14 protein-coding genes are annotated in these 15,430 nt (G+C 62.1%); 10 read left to right on the top strand and 4 right to left on the bottom strand.

All coding sequences use genetic code 11. The features are described from left to right. The 7 genes from ubiB (at nucleotide 1) to AC1DF8_RS05760 (ending at nucleotide 9,043) form a co-directional block, all read left to right on the top strand. Nucleotides 1-1,575 (top strand): 2-polyprenylphenol 6-hydroxylase, encoded by a 1,575-nt coding sequence (gene ubiB, locus AC1DF8_RS05790; protein ID WP_113211284.1) that lies wholly within the window; start codon nucleotides 1-3, stop codon nucleotides 1,573-1,575. A gap of 92 nt (nucleotides 1,576-1,667) precedes the next feature. Next, entirely contained in the window at nucleotides 1,668-3,251 is a 1,584-nt protein-coding gene (locus tag AC1DF8_RS05785) for an aromatic amino acid lyase (RefSeq protein ID WP_477995225.1), read from the top strand. A gap of 27 nt (nucleotides 3,252-3,278) precedes the next feature. Continuing rightward, nucleotides 3,279-4,646 (top strand): dihydroorotase, encoded by a 1,368-nt coding sequence (locus tag AC1DF8_RS05780; protein ID WP_477995224.1) that lies wholly within the window; start codon nucleotides 3,279-3,281, stop codon nucleotides 4,644-4,646. After that, nucleotides 4,643-5,923 carry a Zn-dependent hydrolase gene (locus tag AC1DF8_RS05775; RefSeq protein ID WP_477995223.1) on the top strand — a complete coding sequence of 427 codons (1,281 nt, stop codon included), beginning with the start codon at nucleotides 4,643-4,645 and terminating at the stop codon, nucleotides 5,921-5,923. The genes AC1DF8_RS05780 and AC1DF8_RS05775 overlap by 4 nt, the downstream gene beginning before the upstream one ends. Then, a complete protein-coding gene (locus AC1DF8_RS05770; protein WP_183887050.1) occupies nucleotides 5,904-7,001 on the top strand; it encodes an S-methyl thiohydantoin desulfurase domain-containing protein in 1,098 nt (365 codons plus the stop codon). The genes AC1DF8_RS05775 and AC1DF8_RS05770 overlap by 20 nt, the downstream gene beginning before the upstream one ends. Before the next feature lie 3 nt (nucleotides 7,002-7,004). Continuing rightward, nucleotides 7,005-7,334, top strand: a complete 330-nt coding sequence (locus AC1DF8_RS05765; protein WP_477995222.1) for a TfoX/Sxy family protein — start codon at nucleotides 7,005-7,007, stop codon at nucleotides 7,332-7,334. 47 nt (nucleotides 7,335-7,381) lie between these two features. Then, nucleotides 7,382-9,043 (top strand): urocanate hydratase, encoded by a 1,662-nt coding sequence (locus tag AC1DF8_RS05760; protein ID WP_477995221.1) that lies wholly within the window; start codon nucleotides 7,382-7,384, stop codon nucleotides 9,041-9,043. Between the two features lie 9 nt (nucleotides 9,044-9,052). Here AC1DF8_RS05760 and AC1DF8_RS05755 read toward each other — a convergent pair whose 3' ends face one another. Both AC1DF8_RS05755 and AC1DF8_RS05750 read right to left on the bottom strand, forming a co-directional pair. Then, the gene (locus tag AC1DF8_RS05755) at nucleotides 9,053-9,454 is read right to left on the bottom strand and encodes a GFA family protein (RefSeq protein ID WP_477995220.1); all 402 of its coding nucleotides are present in this window, start codon (nucleotides 9,452-9,454) and stop codon (nucleotides 9,053-9,055) included. Nucleotides 9,455-9,512: 58 nt separating this feature from the next. Continuing rightward, the gene (locus AC1DF8_RS05750; RefSeq protein ID WP_477995219.1) at nucleotides 9,513-10,766 is read right to left on the bottom strand and encodes an MFS transporter; all 1,254 of its coding nucleotides are present in this window, start codon (nucleotides 10,764-10,766) and stop codon (nucleotides 9,513-9,515) included. Nucleotides 10,767-10,857: 91 nt separating this feature from the next. Between AC1DF8_RS05750 and AC1DF8_RS05745 the strand changes: the two genes are divergently transcribed. Further along, on the top strand, nucleotides 10,858-11,733 hold the full coding sequence (locus AC1DF8_RS05745) for a LysR family transcriptional regulator (protein ID WP_477995218.1): 876 nt from the start codon (nucleotides 10,858-10,860) through the stop codon (nucleotides 11,731-11,733). On the opposite strand, the gene AC1DF8_RS05740 is transcribed toward AC1DF8_RS05745, so the two are convergent. Beyond that, the gene (locus AC1DF8_RS05740; RefSeq protein WP_477995217.1) at nucleotides 11,730-12,635 is read right to left on the bottom strand and encodes a LysR family transcriptional regulator; all 906 of its coding nucleotides are present in this window, start codon (nucleotides 12,633-12,635) and stop codon (nucleotides 11,730-11,732) included. The two genes, AC1DF8_RS05745 and AC1DF8_RS05740, sit on opposite strands and share 4 nt — an antisense overlap. Nucleotides 12,636-12,777: 142 nt before the next feature. Here AC1DF8_RS05740 and AC1DF8_RS05735 point away from each other — a divergent pair, with 142 nt between their 5' ends. Both AC1DF8_RS05735 and AC1DF8_RS05730 read left to right on the top strand, forming a co-directional pair. After that, nucleotides 12,778-13,542 (top strand): SDR family oxidoreductase, encoded by a 765-nt coding sequence (locus AC1DF8_RS05735; protein WP_477995216.1) that lies wholly within the window; start codon nucleotides 12,778-12,780, stop codon nucleotides 13,540-13,542. Nucleotides 13,543-13,662: 120 nt separating this feature from the next. Continuing rightward, nucleotides 13,663-14,412: an SDR family oxidoreductase gene (locus AC1DF8_RS05730; protein ID WP_477995215.1), complete on the top strand. Its 750-nt coding sequence runs from the start codon at nucleotides 13,663-13,665 to the stop codon at nucleotides 14,410-14,412. 64 nt (nucleotides 14,413-14,476) lie between these two features. Here AC1DF8_RS05730 and AC1DF8_RS05725 read toward each other — a convergent pair whose 3' ends face one another. Further along, nucleotides 14,477-15,340 (bottom strand): NmrA family NAD(P)-binding protein, encoded by an 864-nt coding sequence (locus AC1DF8_RS05725; protein ID WP_477995214.1) that lies wholly within the window; start codon nucleotides 15,338-15,340, stop codon nucleotides 14,477-14,479. Between the last annotated feature and the right edge of the window lie 90 nt (nucleotides 15,341-15,430).

Here is a 15,430-nt window from a genome sequence, read left to right as displayed (position 1 = left end):
ATGAGTGCTTTCGGGGCATATTTCAGGCTCGCAAGAGTCGGCTGGATTCTGGTGCGTGAGGGCGTCATCTCGGCGCTGCCTTCGGAAGGCCTGCCGCCATCGGTCAGCCTGGCGAAATCCTTTGTCGGCATGTTTGCGCGCAAGCGCAGCAAATATCAGAAGCGCAGCGACCGGCTGGCACAGGCTGTCGAGCGGCTTGGGCCATCCTATGTGAAGATCGGCCAGTTCCTTGCAACGCGTCCTGACGTCGTTGGCGTCGAGTTTGCCGACGATCTGTCCCAACTCCAGGACCGGATGGCCTTTTTCCCGGCGGCTGCCGCCAAGGCCAATATCGAGGGTTCGCTCGGGCGGCCGATCACGGATCTCTATGCAAGCTTCGGCGATCCGATTGCCGCAGCCTCCATCGCGCAGGTGCATGCAGCAGAGGTCGGCACACCTGATGGACCCAAGAAGGTTGCGGTCAAGGTCGTGCGGCCCGGCGTGAGAGCGCGGTTTGCCCATGATATCGAGGCGATGTATCTCGTCGCCCATATGCAGGAACGCTTCATGCCGGCCAGCCGGCGCCTGCGGCCGGTTGAGGTGACGAAGACGCTGGAGCAGACCACCAAGGTGGAAATGGACCTGCGTCTCGAGGCGGCTGCGCTTTCCGAGATTGCCGAGAATACCGAAAAGGATCCGGGCTTCCGCGTGCCGAAGGTGGACTGGGAGCGCACCGGCCGTGACGTCATCACCATGGAGTGGATCGACGGCGTCAAGATGTCCGATGTGGAGGGGCTGCGGGCTGCCGGCCACGACCTCAACATGCTTGCCGATACACTGATCCAGTCATTCCTGCGCCATACGCTGCGCGACGGTTTCTTCCATGCCGACATGCACCCGGGCAACCTCTTTGTCGATTCCGACGGCATGATCGTTGCCGTCGACATGGGCATCGTCGGACGTCTCGGGAAGAAGGAGCGTCGCTTCCTCGCCGAAATCCTCTACGGTTTCATCACACGCGATTATATCCGGGTGGCGGAAGTGCATTTCGAGGCGGGCTATGTACCCGGCCACCACAATGTCGAGAGTTTTGCCCAGGCGATCCGGGCGATCGGCGAGCCGATCCACGGACAGCCGGCCGAGACGATCTCGATGGGCAAGCTCTTGACGCTGCTTTTCGAAGTCACCGAACTTTTCGACATGCAAACGCGTCCCGAGCTCGTCATGCTGCAGAAGACGATGGTCGTCGTCGAAGGCGTCTCGCGCATGCTCAATCCGCGCTTCAACATGTGGAAGGCGTCCGAGCCTGTCGTCGGCGACTGGATCAAGAACAATCTCGGCCCCAAACGCATCGTCACCGATCTCAAGGACGGGCTGAAGGCCGCCGTGAAGCTCGCCGAAGCCGCGCCGGAGATCGCCGCCCAGACCGAGAAATTCCACCATCAGCTTCTGCATATGAGCGAACATGGATTGCGCTTCGACGAGCAGACAGCAGAAGCCATCGGCAAGGCGGAAGCCCGTCATAACCGTTCGGCAAAAGTGGCCCTCTGGATCATTGCGCTCACGCTTCTCTATATTGCCTGGATGGTGAGCTGATCGGAAAGCAACAAAAGCATGATGTGTTCGGCATTTGGGATATCCCGCCAGACGTGAGGCTCGCTTAGTCTCGCCTCCATGGAGATGAGCACATGAAGCATGAACGCCCCGGAATCGAACTGAGCGGCCAGCTCTTCAGCTTTGCCGAAATGGTGAGGATCGGCTCCGGCAGGGTTACGCTTTCGGCCTCGGAGATCGGTATGCAGCGCGTGAGGATCGCGCGTTCGATCGTCGAGGATGCCATCGAATCCGGCATGCCGGTTTACGGCGCGACCACGGGTGTGGGCGCCATGAAGGATGTCGAATGGTCGCCCGAAGATCTTGACGCCTTCAATCTCGGTCTGGTACGCGCCCACCATTTCGGCACCGGCACACCTTTTTCCTGCAATGTCGTGCGCAATGCCATGGCGATGCGCGTCAACACGGCACTGACCGGCCAGGTCGGCTGTACGCCCGATCTCATCGACGCCTATATGCGCATGCTGAGGGCAGACCTCATTCCGGTCGTGCGCCGCACCGGCTCGATCGGTTGCGCTGATATCGGCCTGATGGGCCAGATCGGCGCAGTGCTGACCGGCGTTGGCGAAGCGATTTATCGCGGTGAGCGCATGCAGGCTGCCGACGCCTTCCAGGCAGCCGGCATGGAACCGGTGAAGATGGCGCCGCGCGACAGCCTCGCCTCGCTCAGCGTCAATGCCGTCAGCTTTGCCGCCGCTGCGGAGACGACGCGCAATGCCGCCGCCTCGATCCGTGTGCTGCTGGCGACCGGCATGATGGCCTCAGGTGCGCTCGGCGGGTCGCGCGATCCCTGGCGGGCTGTGCGCCATGTCGGCACCGCGCGGGAAGCGCTGATCGGCGCCTGGCTGTGCAATGCCTCCGACGAATGGGAATGGCCGGTCGCGACCCATGTGCAGGATGCGCTCAGCCTGCGCATGATCGCCCAGGTCTTTGGTGCCGTTATCGAAAACCTGCTTTCGACGGGCCACAAGATTCTCGCCGCCACCGGGCGTTCCGATGACAATCCCGTCGTCGTCGAGGGACGGGTGATGACATCGGGCGGCTCCCTGCCGCTCGACGTGACCATTCTGCTGGAATCGGCAGCGCTCTGCATGGCGCATGCAGCGCGCAACGCCTTCAACCGCTGTGTCCTGCTCGGCAACGGCCAACGGCGCGGCCTGCCGGTCAATCTCGTGCCTCCCGGCCGCATCGCGACCGGTTTCGGCCCGATCATCAAGCTTGCAGGCGAAATCTTTTCGCGCGTACTCTCCATGTCGAACCCTGTTTCGGCGCAATCGCTCGTCGTAGCGGCGGGGCTTGAGGACGAGGCGGCCTTCCTGCCGCTCGTTATCGAGCGTTTCGACCGGCAGATGCGGGCGCTGAAGCGTCTCGCCGCACTGGAAGCCCTGCTTTCAGCACAGGCGATCGATATTATCGGCGACACGCCGAAGGGTGTTGCGGGTATGCTCTATGAGGTCGTGCGCAAACATGCGGCCTTCTACACGGTGGACCGGCCGCTTTCGGCCGAGGTCGAGGCAATCGAAGAGGAACTCGGCTCGGATGCATTCCTCTCCAAGCTGATCGAGCAGGTGCCGATCGCCTCCTTCGACGATTTCTTTGCACTCGGTTCGCTCGAGCGCATCGAAGAACGGCTGACGCGGGAACCGGCTATCATCTGATTTTCAACCTATCGAGGGAGACGCGGCATGGATTTCGATCTCGTTCTGCAGGGCACAGTGGTGCTGCCGGAGCGCATTGTCGAGGGCGGCTATGTCGCCGTTTACGATGGAAAGATCGCCGAAGTCGGTATTGGCGTGCCGCCGGCGGCCAAAGAACGGCACCTGCTTGGCAAGGCACTGATCCTGCCGGGCGCGATCGATGCGCAGGTCCATTCACTCTCCCAGAAGGACCAGGAGGACTTCATCTGGTCGACGCGCTCGGCTGCGGCCGGTGGTGTCACGACCATCGTCGACATGCCCTATGACGAAGGCAATCTCGTCTGCTCGGCGGCAGCCGTGAAGAAGAAGGTCGATCATGCCGGTCCGCAGGCCCGCGTCGATTTTGCGGTCTATGGTACGGTCGATCCCGAGGAAGGCGCGACACGCATCGCGGAAATGGTGGAAGCGGGTGTTGCCGCCTTCAAATTCTCCACCTTCGGCACCGATCCCAAACGCTTCCCGCGCATTCCACCGGCCCTGCTCGACGCCTGTTTTGCGGCGATTGCGCCGACCGGGCTGACGGCCGGCGTGCACAACGAGGATGACGAGGCGGTCCGCACCTATATGGAACAGGTGAAGGCAAGCGGCATCACCGACTGGCGAGCGCATGGCCTGTCACGCCCGCCGATAACCGAACTGCTTGCCATGCACACGATCTTCGAAACCGGCGCCAATACCGGCTGTCCGTCGCATGTCGTGCATTGCTCGCTCGGTCGCGGTTACGACATCGCGCGGGCCTATCGCCGCGACGGTTTCGAGGCGACGGTGGAATGCTGCATTCACTACCTGACGCTAGACGAAGAAAACGATGTGAAGCGGCTGGGCGGCAAGGCGAAGATCAATCCGCCAGTGCGGCCGCGCGCCGAAGTCGAGACGCTCTGGCGCAAGGTTGCCGAAGGCAACGTCTGGCTGGTGTCGACCGACCATGTGAGCTGGTCCGAAAACCGCAAGACCAATCCCGACATGCTGGCGAATGCGTCGGGTGTTCCAGGTCTGGAAGTGATGGTGCCGCTTTTCGTCAAGGGCGCGCTGGAACGCGGCGTACCGCTGACCTGGGCGGCGAAGCTGATGGCCGAAAACCCGGCCCGGCATTTCCGCCTCGACCATATCAAGGGAGCGCTCACACCGGGCAAGGATGCCGATATCGTCGTGCTGGAGCCGAAGGAAATGGTCTACGACGCTTCGTCCAGCGGCAACAATGTCGTCGGCTGGAGCCCTTATAACGGCATCCGCCTGCCGTGGACGGTTTCAGCCGCATGGCTGCGCGGAGAGAAGATCACCGAGGGGTCGAAGGTTCTGGCCGAACCCGGTACCGGCCGCTTCGTGCGACCGCTTGCCAGACAGGTGCTGGCATGAGCCGCAACCTGCCCGTCAATCCTGGCCGGATATCCGCTGACATCGAAGCTCTCTCCAATATTACCGAGCCTGGGCATCCGTGGACACGGCGGGCTTTTTCGCCGCTTTTCCTTGAGGGCCGCGCCTATCTGGAGGCGCGGATGCAGGCGATCGGCCTGGATACCCGTATCGACGCGTCCGGCAATCTCATCGGCCGGCGCGAAGGCGCAAAACCCGGTTCAGGCATCATCATGCTGGGGTCGCATTCCGACACGGTACCCGATGGCGGGCGCTTCGACGGCATTGCCGGGGTTGCCGCAGCTCTGGAGGTTGCGCGGGCGTTGCGGGAGCAGGAGATTCACCTCGATCATGATCTGGAGATCGTCGACTTCCTGGCCGAGGAGGTCAGCATTTTCGGTGTTTCCTGCATCGGCAGTCGCGGCATGACGGGGCAATTGCCGCAGGCATGGCTTTCCCGCGCGGTCGACGGCCGCGATCTTGGCGAAGCGATTGCCGAGGTCGGTGGATCGCCGGGGGTTCTGACTCACGAGAACAAGCCCGATATTGCCGGCTTTCTGGAACTGCATATCGAACAAGGCCCCATCCTTCAAAACGAGCGCAAGGATATCGGCATCGTCACCGCGATTTCAGGCATTACCCGCATCGAGATCACTGTCGAAGGCCGCGCCGACCATGCCGGGACCACGCCGATGGATCTGCGCTCCGATGCGCTGGTTGCCGCTTCGCAGCTGGTCCTCGATATTCGCAATGCGGCGAGCGAACTTGCCAAGACACCCGGTCATCTTGCGGCCACTGTCGGCGAATTCCGCATCGAGCCGAATGCCGCCAATGTCGTGCCGTCGCGGGTCGTGCTGCTGATCGACGGACGGGCCGAAATCCGGGCCGACATGGAAGCCTTCTGCCGCTGGCTGGACGGCCATGCTGAAAAGCTCGCTCTGGCATTCGGCGTGACAATTCCTTCTCCGAACCGCATTTCCGACAATTTCCCGACACCGAGCGACAAAGGCCTGCTCGCGACCCTGGAACGGGCCTGCGAGACAGTCGGAGCCAAACACCGCTTCATGGCGTCGGGCGCCGGCCACGATACGGCCTGGATTGCCCGCGTCGCGCCGGCTGCGATGATCTTCGTGCCTTGCAAGGAGGGCCGAAGCCACTCCCCGGATGAATGGGCCGAAAATGACGACATAGCGCTCGGCGCCGCCGTGCTTTTCGAGGCAGTGCGCGAGATGGACAGGACACTTACGACGGAGAAGGATAATGGGACGCATACTGGTTGAGAAGGACGTGGAAGCCGCCGTTAAGGGCGGTTCCGTCTATGCCGCCGGCGGCGGTGGCTGGGCCGATCATGGCCGTATGCTCGGTTATGCCGCCGTCAACGTCGGCAAGCCTGAACTCGTCTCCATCGAGGAACTCGGCGATAACGACTGGGTCGCGACGGCGGCGGCGATCGGGGCGCCTGCCTCCACCACGCCCTGGGAGATGCAGGGCATCGATTATGTGAAAGCCGTGCAGCTGCTGCAGGAGTCGCTCGGCGAAAAGCTCTCCGGTCTCATCATCGGCCAGAACGGCAAGTCCTCGACGCTGAACGGCTGGCTGCCTTCAGCGATCCTCGGCACCAAAGTCGTCGATGCCGTCGGCGATATACGCGCACATCCGACCGGCGACATGGGCTCGATCGGCATGGCAGGATCGCCGGAACAGATGATCCAGACGGCTGTCGGCGGCAACCGGGCCGAAAACCGCTATATCGAGCTGGTCGTGAAGGGTGCTACGGCGAAGATCTCGCCGGTGCTGCGGGCGGCCGCCGACCAGTCCGGTGGCTTCATCGCCAGCTGCCGCAACCCGCTGCGCGCCTCCTATGTCCGCAAGAATGCCGCGCTTGGCGGGATCTCGATGGCACTGAAGCTCGGCGAAGCCATAATCGAGGCGGAAAAACGCGGCGGATCGGCGATCATCGATGCGATCTGCAAGACGACGGGTGGCCATATCCTGGCCGAAGGTACGATTACCAGGAAGGACGTCGTCTATACGAAGGAAGCCTTCGACATCGGAACGATCACCGTCGGCGCCGGCGAAAAAGCCGTCACCCTGCATGTGATGAACGAATATATGGCAGTCGAAGATGCCGGCGGCACGCGCCTAGCGACCTTCCCGGCCGTCATCACCACGCTTTCCGAGGAGGGCGAGCCGCTTTCGGTCGGCCAGCTAAAGGGTGGCATGCATGTCTTCATCCTGCATGTACCGAAGGAGATCATACCGCTATCCGCCAGCGTGCTCGATCCAACCGTCTATCCGTTCGTCGAAAAGGCGATGGGCATCGAGATAGCACGCTATGCACTGGAGACGAGGGCCTGAGCCATGGCGCGCGATCCCGGCCTGGAAGAACTGATGCGCGAAGAACTCGGCGACCGGACGGGCCTGAGCGAAAAATCCATGTTCGGCGGCTGGGCCTTCATGCTCAATGGTAACCTGCTCTGCTGCGCACGCCATGACGGCATGTTGCTGCGCTTGGGCAAGGGCAATGATGGCTGGGCGCTGGCGCAGCCCGGCGTGATCCAGATGCTGTCAGGCGAGCGGATCATGTATGGCTGGGTGCGGGCCAATGCCGATGTCTATGGCGACGACACAATGCGCAGCCGCCTCATCGATGCCGCGCTTGCCTTTGTGGAGCCGCTGCCTGCCAAGTGAATGAACCGGTGCTTTGGGCGCCGACGACGAAAGACGAGGAACCCAAGATGCCGAAGGCCAATCCACGCCATCCGAAATTTCCGATCCCCGGCGGGCCGGAGCTGCGCGCCAGGGGCTGGCGGCAGGAAGCGCTGCTGCGGCTTCTGGAAAACGTACTTTCGGTTGGCGAAGACCCTGACAATCTCGTCGTCTATGCAGCTCTCGGCAAGGCGGCGCGCAACTGGGCGGCGCATCGGGGCATCGTCAAGGCGCTCACCGAAATGGACGAGGATCAGACGTTGCTCATCCAGTCCGGCAAGCCGATCGGCCTCGTGAAGACCCATGCCAAGGCGCCGCTCGTCATCATGGCCAATTGCAACATCGTCGGCCAGTGGGCGAAGGCCGAGGTCTTTTACGAGCTGCAGCGCAAGGGGCTGATCTGCTGGGGTGGGCTGACGGCCGGCGCCTGGCAATATATCGGCAGCCAAGGGGTCATTCAGGGCACCTACGAGATTTTCATGCGCATCGCCGAACGGCGCTTCGGCGGCGATCTCCATGGGCGCTTCGTGCTGACGGCAGGGCTTGGCGGCATGGGCGGGGCGCAGCCGCTCGCCGGCCGCATGGCCGGGGCTGCAATCCTCTGCGTCGACATCGATCCGGAACGCGCCCGCAAGCGCCAGCAGATCGGTTATCTGCAGGAGATCGCGCCCGATCTCGACAGCGCGCTCGCGATGATCGATGCCGCGGTCAAGGACAAGCGGGCGCTTTCCGTCGGGCTCGTTGGCAACGCCGCTGAGATCTATCCGGAAATTGCCCGGCGTGGCATCGTGCCCGATATCGTCACCGACCAGACCTCAGCGCATGACCTTGTCTATGGCTATGTGCCGAAGGGCATGAGCATCGATCAGGTGAAGGGCCTGCGCGACGATGGCCAGGGCCAGCTGATGGCTGCCAGCCGTGCCTCGATCGTCGAGCACGTCACCGCAATGCTGGAATTCCAGAAGCGCGGCGCTGAAGTCTTCGACAATGGCAATCTCATCCGCACGCAGGCCCGCGAGGGTGGCGTTGCCAATGCTTTCGATATCCCGATCTTTACCGAAGCCTATCTGCGCCCGCTCTTTGCCCGCGCCATCGGCCCGTTCCGTTGGATGGCCCTTTCCGGTGAGGAGAGCGATATCGCCCGCATCGACGATCTGCTGCTCGAGATGTTTCCCGACAACAAGATCATCACCAACTGGATCCGCCTGGCGCGCGAGCATATTCCCTTCGAGGGGCTGCCGGCGCGTATTGCTTGGCTCGGCCATGGCGAGCGCACGGCGCTGGCGCGCCGCGTCAACGAACTGGTCGCCAATGGCGAACTCAAGGGACCGGTCGCCTTCTCCCGCGACCATCTCGATGCCGGCGCCATGGCGCATCCGAACATCATGACGGAGCGCATGAAGGATGGCTCCGATGCCATCGCAGACTGGCCGCTCATCGATGCGATGATGCTTTGCTCCTCGATGGCCGATCTCGTCGTCGTCCATTCCGGTGGCGGTGGTTATGCCGGTTACATGACGAGCTGCGGCGTCACCGTCGTTGCCGACGGCTCCGAGGCCGCCGACGAACGGCTCGACCATGCGCTGACCAACGATACGGCACTCGGCGTCATGCGCTATGCCGATGCCGGTTATGACGAGGCGCTCGACGAGGTGGCGAAGAAGGACGTGCCCTATATCCGGCTTGGGTGACGGTCGTAGTCACAGATGCCGCGTTTCGGCAGGTGCTGCGTCATAACGATCATGCATGCCGTCGAAATAGGCGATCGGGGCGGCGGCAAGCTCTTCGGCGCTGGCGTCGTCAAGGCAGCTGACGGCGACGGCGATGAAGGGGCCGATCGTCTCATTGTCATTGCGGGCAAAGGAAGCCACGCCGCAATTTTCGCAGAAGAGATGCTGGATCGAGCCGGAAGCGAACTGATATTTGCGCAGCCCGTCACCGCCCGAGACCAGCCGGAAGTCATCGGGCTGCACGACAGCCAGCCAGCTGCGCTTCTTGCGGCAGATCGAACAATTGCACTTGAAGGTGCCTGCCGAAAGATCGAGCCCGGCTTCATAGGCAACGGCGCCGCAGTGGCAGCTTCCACGATAGATTTTCTTCAAGGTGATCCTCCGACTTGTATTTAACCATTCAGTTAAATTAATCGTCGCAGGCCAGAAGTCAAGGGAGGAGACGGGCGAGACGGCGCGCGGTCAGCGCGGACAGAAACGCGAGCGCCATCATCGTCAGCGTGAAAATCACGATCGCAGACCATCCCTCCACCGCCCAGAACCATCCGCCGGCAGAGCCCATGACGCTCGAGCCGATGTAATAGGCGAGCATGTAGAGCGAGGAGGCGTGACCTTTGGTGCCGGCAGCAAGTTTGCCCACCAGGCCGCTTGCTACCGAATGCGTCATGAAGAAGCCGCTGGTCAGTACGATGATGCCGGTGATGATCAGCGGCAGCGAGGCCGAAAGCGTCAGGGCACAGCCTGCTGCAGTGATGACGATGCCCGCCAGCAGCACGGTAAAATGGCCGAGCCTGTCGCCGAGGATGCCACCGACCGAGGACGCGCCGATACCGAAGAGGTAGACCGTGAAGATCAAGCCGAGTTCGGTCTGGTTGAGATCATAGGGAGGTGCCACGAGGCGGAAGCCGGCATAGTTGTAGATCGTTACGAAGGAACCCATCGCGAAAAAGGCGATCATGAAGATGAAGGGCAGCGCCGGGTTGCTGAGGTGTCCGGACCACGCCTTCAGATGAAATTGCGGATCGAAGACGGCGCGACGCACGAAATTGCGCGAGGGCGGCAGCAGCGCAATGAAGCCGATCGCGGCGACCAAGCCGATGGCGCCGATCAGAAACAGGGCCGGTCGCCAGGAAAGATATTCGGCGAAGATACCCGTCAGCACGCGGCCCGACATGCCGCCGAAGGCCGTGCCGCCGACATAGAGACCCATGGTGGCGCCGAGACCGCGCGGGTCGATCTCCTCTGCGAGATAGGCCATGGCAACGGCCGGAACCCCGCCCAGAACGAAGCCCTGCAACGCGCGGATAATCAGCATCAGATGCCAGTTCGGTGCAAAGGCGGTGGCGATCGTCAGCACGGCGGCGCCGACCAGCGAAATCGACATGAGGCTGCGCCGGCCGAGCCCTTCGGAGACGGCAGCGGCGCAGACGATGGCGATCGCCAGGAAGCCGGTGGAGAGGGACAGCGAAAGCGAACTTTCAGCCGGGCTGACGGCAAATTCCTGCGAGAAGATCGGCAGGAGCGGCTGCACGCAGTAGAGCAGCGAGAAGGTGGCAAAACCCGAGAGGAAGAGCGCCAGGCTGGCGCGGCGATAAGCGCCGGTGCCACGCGTGAGATAGTGTTTCCGGTGGTTTTCTTCGGTCGTTTCAAGGCCGGCGACGTCTTGGATTGCAGAGTCGGACATTATCATTCCTTCCTGCCTCCCGATCTAGTCAGATCGCCTCCATTTGTCCAATATATGAGACAGGCGTTCTTGATAGCTTTTGGAGATAGTGATGGAGCTGCGGCATCTCAGGTATTTTCTGGCGGTGGCGGAAGAGGGCAATTTCACGAGGGCGGCTGCGCGCCTCGGCATCGGCCAGCCGCCGCTCAGCCAGCAGATCCGAGATCTCGAAACCGAAATCGGCGCCATGCTCTTCCATCGCGTGCCGCACGGGGCGGAATTAACCGCAGCCGGCGCTGCCTTCCTGCCGGAAGCGAAAGCGTCGCTCGCGGCAGCCGAGAAAGCACGGCTGGCGGCGCAAAGCGCCAATCGCGGCGAGACTGGCCGGTTGTCGCTCGGCTTCACCGCCTCCTCCGCCTTCAACCCCGTGGTCAGCACGACGATCCGCCGCTTTCAGGCCCGCTGGCCGGATGTGCAGTTGTCACTGACGGAAATGAACACGCTAGGCCTTATGCAGAAGCTGGAGCATGGCGAACTGGATGCGACCTTCTTCCGCCCCGGCCTCGACGATCCCGATGGCATCAGGCTGAAGCGCCTGCCGGACGAACCGATGGTCGTGGCCCTGCCGGCAAGCCACGCGCTGGCAAAACGAAAGACGTTGCCGCTCGCCCTGCTGGCGAAGGAGCCATTCATTCTTTTCCCGCGTCTCGTTGGCCTCAGCCTATATGATGACGTGGTGCGGGCCTGCCGCGAGGCGGGATTTGAGTTGAAGGTCGCTCAGGAGGCGCCGCAAATCTCCTCGGTCGTCAACCTCGTTGCAGCCGATCTCGGTGTCTCGATCGTTCCGGCGTCGATTTCACAGATCAAACTCGCCGGTGTTGCGTACCGGCCGATCGAAGGCCCGCCCGCCGTAGCGCGGCTGGCGCTTGCGGTGCTGCGCAGCCAGCGTTCTCCCGTGACCGAAAACCTGATGAGCCTTCTGAACTAGCAATCCGGATCCCAATAGGGCGGATCACCAAACGTCTTTTTCAGATGATCGGCGATGGCGCGCAGCTTGGCGGAAGGATTTCGGCCTTCGGGATGAGCCATGTAGATGAATTCCGGTTCGGGCTTGGCGCCGACGTCGATTTCCATGAGTCGTCTCTCGCGTATGGCGGGACCAGCGATGAAGGTCGGCAGCAGCGCGATGCCGAGGCCCTCGATCGCTGCATCATGCAGCATATCGCCATTATTGATGCCGAGACCGAGCATCGCGCGGATGACGACGGTGCCCTCCTCTGTCTGGAAGCGCCAATCCGCAGCGCCGCGATTGGTATAGAAAATACCGCGATGGCCGTTGAGATCGGACAAGGAAGCCGGCGTTCCGTGGTGTTCGACATAGTCGGGTGAGGCGACCAGCAGCCGGCGGCTGCGGGCGAGCTTCCAGGCGACCAGCCGTGAATCGGCGATGGCACCATGGCGGATGATGGCGTCATAACCGTCCGAGGCGGGATCGACGCGCCTGTCGTCCATGTCGAGCGTGAGAGCGATCCGCGGATGCGCCTTCAAGAACGGGTAAAGCGCAGGACCGAGATGCAGGCGGCCGAAGCTGACGGGCGCTGCGATGCGCAGCGGACCGGAGAGTGTGCCGCGGCGTTCGGCCATATCTGCCTCGGCATCCTCCATCTCGCGGACGATGCGCCCGGCGCGCTCCAGAAAGGCTGCCCCATCCTCGGTCACGGTAAGCTTGCGCGTGGTGCGGTGGACGAGCATGGCGCCCAGCGTCTTTTCCAGCTCGGCCAGCCGTTCGCTGACAACCGACTTCGACAGCCGCAGCCGCCGCGCGGCTTCGCTGACAGAACCTGCCTCCACTACGGCGACGAAAGCCGCTATCCCCTCAATCTTCATCATCGTTTGGCTCTATCATCGTTCGGCTTTTCCGAATTCGAACTCCGTGATCGGGAGACTAATCCGAACGAAAGAAGAATGCCATCTTCCAGTCATCGAAACGGGACGGCGTCGCCGATCCAACCCAGACTCAGGAGATGGAACTATGAATCGTCTGATCAACAAAGTGGCAATCGTTACCGGCGCAAGCTCGGGTATCGGTCGCGTGACTGCCAAGCTTTTTGCCGCCGAAGGCGCCAAGGTCGTCGTCGGTGCCCGCCGCCAGGCCGAGCTTGAAAGCCTGGTAGCGGAAATCAAGGCTGCCGGTGGTGACGCTGTTGCCGTGGCCGGCGACGTCCGCTCGGAAGACTATCACAAAGCGCTGGTCGCAGCCGCCGTCCAGAACTACGGCAAGCTCGATATCGCCTTCAACAATGCCGGCACGCTCGGCGAAGCAGGCCCGAGCACCGACGTCTCCGAAGCGGGCTTCAGCGATGCGCTGGCGATCAACCTGACGGCTTCGTTCCTTGCTGCCAAGCACCAGATCGCCGAGATGGTCAAGAATGGTGGCGGCTCGGTCGTCTTCACCTCGACATTCGTCGGCTACAGCTTCGCTTTCCCCGGCGTTGCGGCCTATGCCGCCAGCAAGTCCGGCCTCATCGGCCTCACACAGGCGCTCGCCGCCGAATACGGCCCGCAGAACATTCGCGTCAACGCGATCCTGCCGGGTGCCGTCGATACGGACATGTATCGCGAGATGAACGATACGTCGGACAAGCAGGCCTTCATCACCAACCTGCATGCGCTGAAACGCGTTGCAGCGCCGGAAGAACTGGCCCGGTCGGTGCTGTATCTCGCATCCGACGATGCAAGCTTCGTCACCGGCACTGCGACGCTGGTCGATGGCGGCGCCTCGATCACCCGCACCTGACGGCTATGGCGCGATTATCCGCTGCAGGTTAATGATTTCTGCCGAAAACAGCGGGTTATCGCGCCGGCCTTCCTCCCGCATGATCCCATCATCATCCCAGATATCCAGGGGAATAGGACAATGACTCGCCTTGCAAACAAGACAGCCCTGATTACCGGCGGCACCAGCGGTATCGGCCTTGAAACCGCCCGCCAGTTCATCGCCGAAGGCGCTCGCGTCGCCATTACCGGCAGCAGCGCCAAAAGCGTCGACGCCGCCCGCGCGGAATTCGGCGAGAAGGTTCTCGTCATCCAGGCCGATGCCGGCAATGTCGGTGGTCAGGCTGGGGTTGCCGAAACGGTAAAGAACGCTTTCGGCACGCTCGATATCCTCTTCGTCAATGCCGGTATCGCGGAGTTCGGCCCGGTCGAGAGCTGGAGCGAAGCGGCTTTCGACAAGTCCTTCGCGATCAATGTCAAAGGCCCGTACTTCCTGATCCAGGCTCTGCTGCCGATTTTCTCGAAGAAGGCTTCGATCGTGCTGAACACCTCGATCAACGCCCATATCGGCATGCCGAATTCGAGTGTCTACTCGCTGACGAAGGGTGCGCTGCTGACGCTGGCCAAGACGCTGTCAGGTGAATTGATCGGTCGCGGCATCCGCGTCAACGCCATCAGCCCCGGCCCGATCTCTACACCGCTCTATGACAAGCTCGGCATGTCGGAGGCCGATTCCAAGGCGATGGCCTCCCATATTCAGTCGCAGATCCCGGTCGGCCGTTTCGGCGATGTCAGCGAAGTCGCCAAGACCATCGTGTTCTTCGCCTCTGATGAGGCTGCCTATATCGTCGGCAGCGAACTCATCATCGACGGCGGCATGAGCAACCTCTGAGATTTCTCCTGCATATCAGAGGTATCGAGCAAWGGCCGCAGCGCTGCCGCCGCGGCCTTTGTATTCATGCCCCGGTGACGAGACGGCGGATCGCCGTTTCGATCGTCGTCGTGCCCTTCAGCGATTTCTCGCGGTCGCCCTCGAAATCGATCCAGCCCTCGTTGAAACCATCGAGCATGCGCATCCGTGGCTCTGGGTTCTTCATGCCCTGGGTCCGGAACAGTTCCTCCCAGCTCTCACGCGGCACGATTTGCGCGGATACCGGTTTGCCAAGTGCCTTGGCAAAGGCAGCTGCTATCATGACCGGGCTGACGCGCTCGCGGGCTTCCAGCTCTTCAACGCGTACGCCCTGCCAGTCTTCACCTAGCATCTTCGCACCGAGCGCGCCGATATCATCAACTGCAATCATTGGCACGGTGCGATCGAGAGGCTGAAGGAAGCTCGGAATGATGCCGCTTTCGCGGGCTGGCGCCACATCCCAGGCAGCGTTTTCCATGAACCAAGCAGCGCGCAGGAAAGCGACCGGGATGGAGAGCCTCGAAAGCTCCTTCTCCACGATGCCCAGCTGGCTCAACAGGTTCGGCTGTTTCGCCTGTGCGCCGACGGTCGACAAGCAGACAAGTTTTTCTGGCCGCGCCGCCTCAAGCGCGGTCTTCAAGGTTGCCAGCATGCCTTTCACCTCCGGAAAACCCGGTGTGGGATCGAAAAGCGGTGGGATGACGAGAAAGACGCCTTCGGCGCCTCTGAACGCCGATGTCAGAGATATCGCGTCATTCATGTCGGCGACAGCAATATCGCAGTCCCGTTCCTTCCAGCCGGCCGCCTTTTCGGGGTTTCTTACGACCGCGCGAACCTCGGCGCCATCTTTCAGCAGATGATCGGCAACAGCGGCGCCGACCTGACCTGTCATTCCTGTTACAGCAAACATGGGGCAACTCCTTTACTCGGGTTGGCCCACTATGCCGATGCGCCGTCTTTGACTGAAGTGCGCTTACGTCACATGATTAGTGACACCAAC

This window comes from Rhizobium sp. 05N49 (assembly GCF_056396805.1).
The sequence above is the reverse complement of the archived record's forward strand: the minus strand, read 5'-3'. Positions and strand labels throughout refer to the sequence as shown.

Coding starts and splice junctions, on each gene's coding strand:
- AC1DF8_RS05780 (WP_477995224.1), top strand. CDS start 3,279: ATGGATTTCGATCTCGTTCTGCAGGGCACAGTGGTGCTGCCGGAGCGC.
- AC1DF8_RS05770 (WP_183887050.1), top strand. CDS start 5,904: ATGGGACGCATACTGGTTGAGAAGGACGTGGAAGCCGCCGTTAAGGGC.
- AC1DF8_RS05750 (WP_477995219.1), bottom strand. CDS start 10,766: ATGTCCGACTCTGCAATCCAAGACGTCGCCGGCCTTGAAACGACCGAA.
- AC1DF8_RS05760 (WP_477995221.1), top strand. CDS start 7,382: ATGCCGAAGGCCAATCCACGCCATCCGAAATTTCCGATCCCCGGCGGG.
- AC1DF8_RS05745 (WP_477995218.1), top strand. CDS start 10,858: ATGGAGCTGCGGCATCTCAGGTATTTTCTGGCGGTGGCGGAAGAGGGC.
- AC1DF8_RS05735 (WP_477995216.1), top strand. CDS start 12,778: ATGAATCGTCTGATCAACAAAGTGGCAATCGTTACCGGCGCAAGCTCG.
- AC1DF8_RS05765 (WP_477995222.1), top strand. CDS start 7,005: ATGGCGCGCGATCCCGGCCTGGAAGAACTGATGCGCGAAGAACTCGGC.
- ubiB (WP_113211284.1), top strand. CDS start 1: ATGAGTGCTTTCGGGGCATATTTCAGGCTCGCAAGAGTCGGCTGGATT.
- AC1DF8_RS05785 (WP_477995225.1), top strand. CDS start 1,668: ATGAAGCATGAACGCCCCGGAATCGAACTGAGCGGCCAGCTCTTCAGC.
- AC1DF8_RS05725 (WP_477995214.1), bottom strand. CDS start 15,340: ATGTTTGCTGTAACAGGAATGACAGGTCAGGTCGGCGCCGCTGTTGCC.
- AC1DF8_RS05740 (WP_477995217.1), bottom strand. CDS start 12,635: ATGATGAAGATTGAGGGGATAGCGGCTTTCGTCGCCGTAGTGGAGGCA.
- AC1DF8_RS05730 (WP_477995215.1), top strand. CDS start 13,663: ATGACTCGCCTTGCAAACAAGACAGCCCTGATTACCGGCGGCACCAGC.
- AC1DF8_RS05775 (WP_477995223.1), top strand. CDS start 4,643: ATGAGCCGCAACCTGCCCGTCAATCCTGGCCGGATATCCGCTGACATC.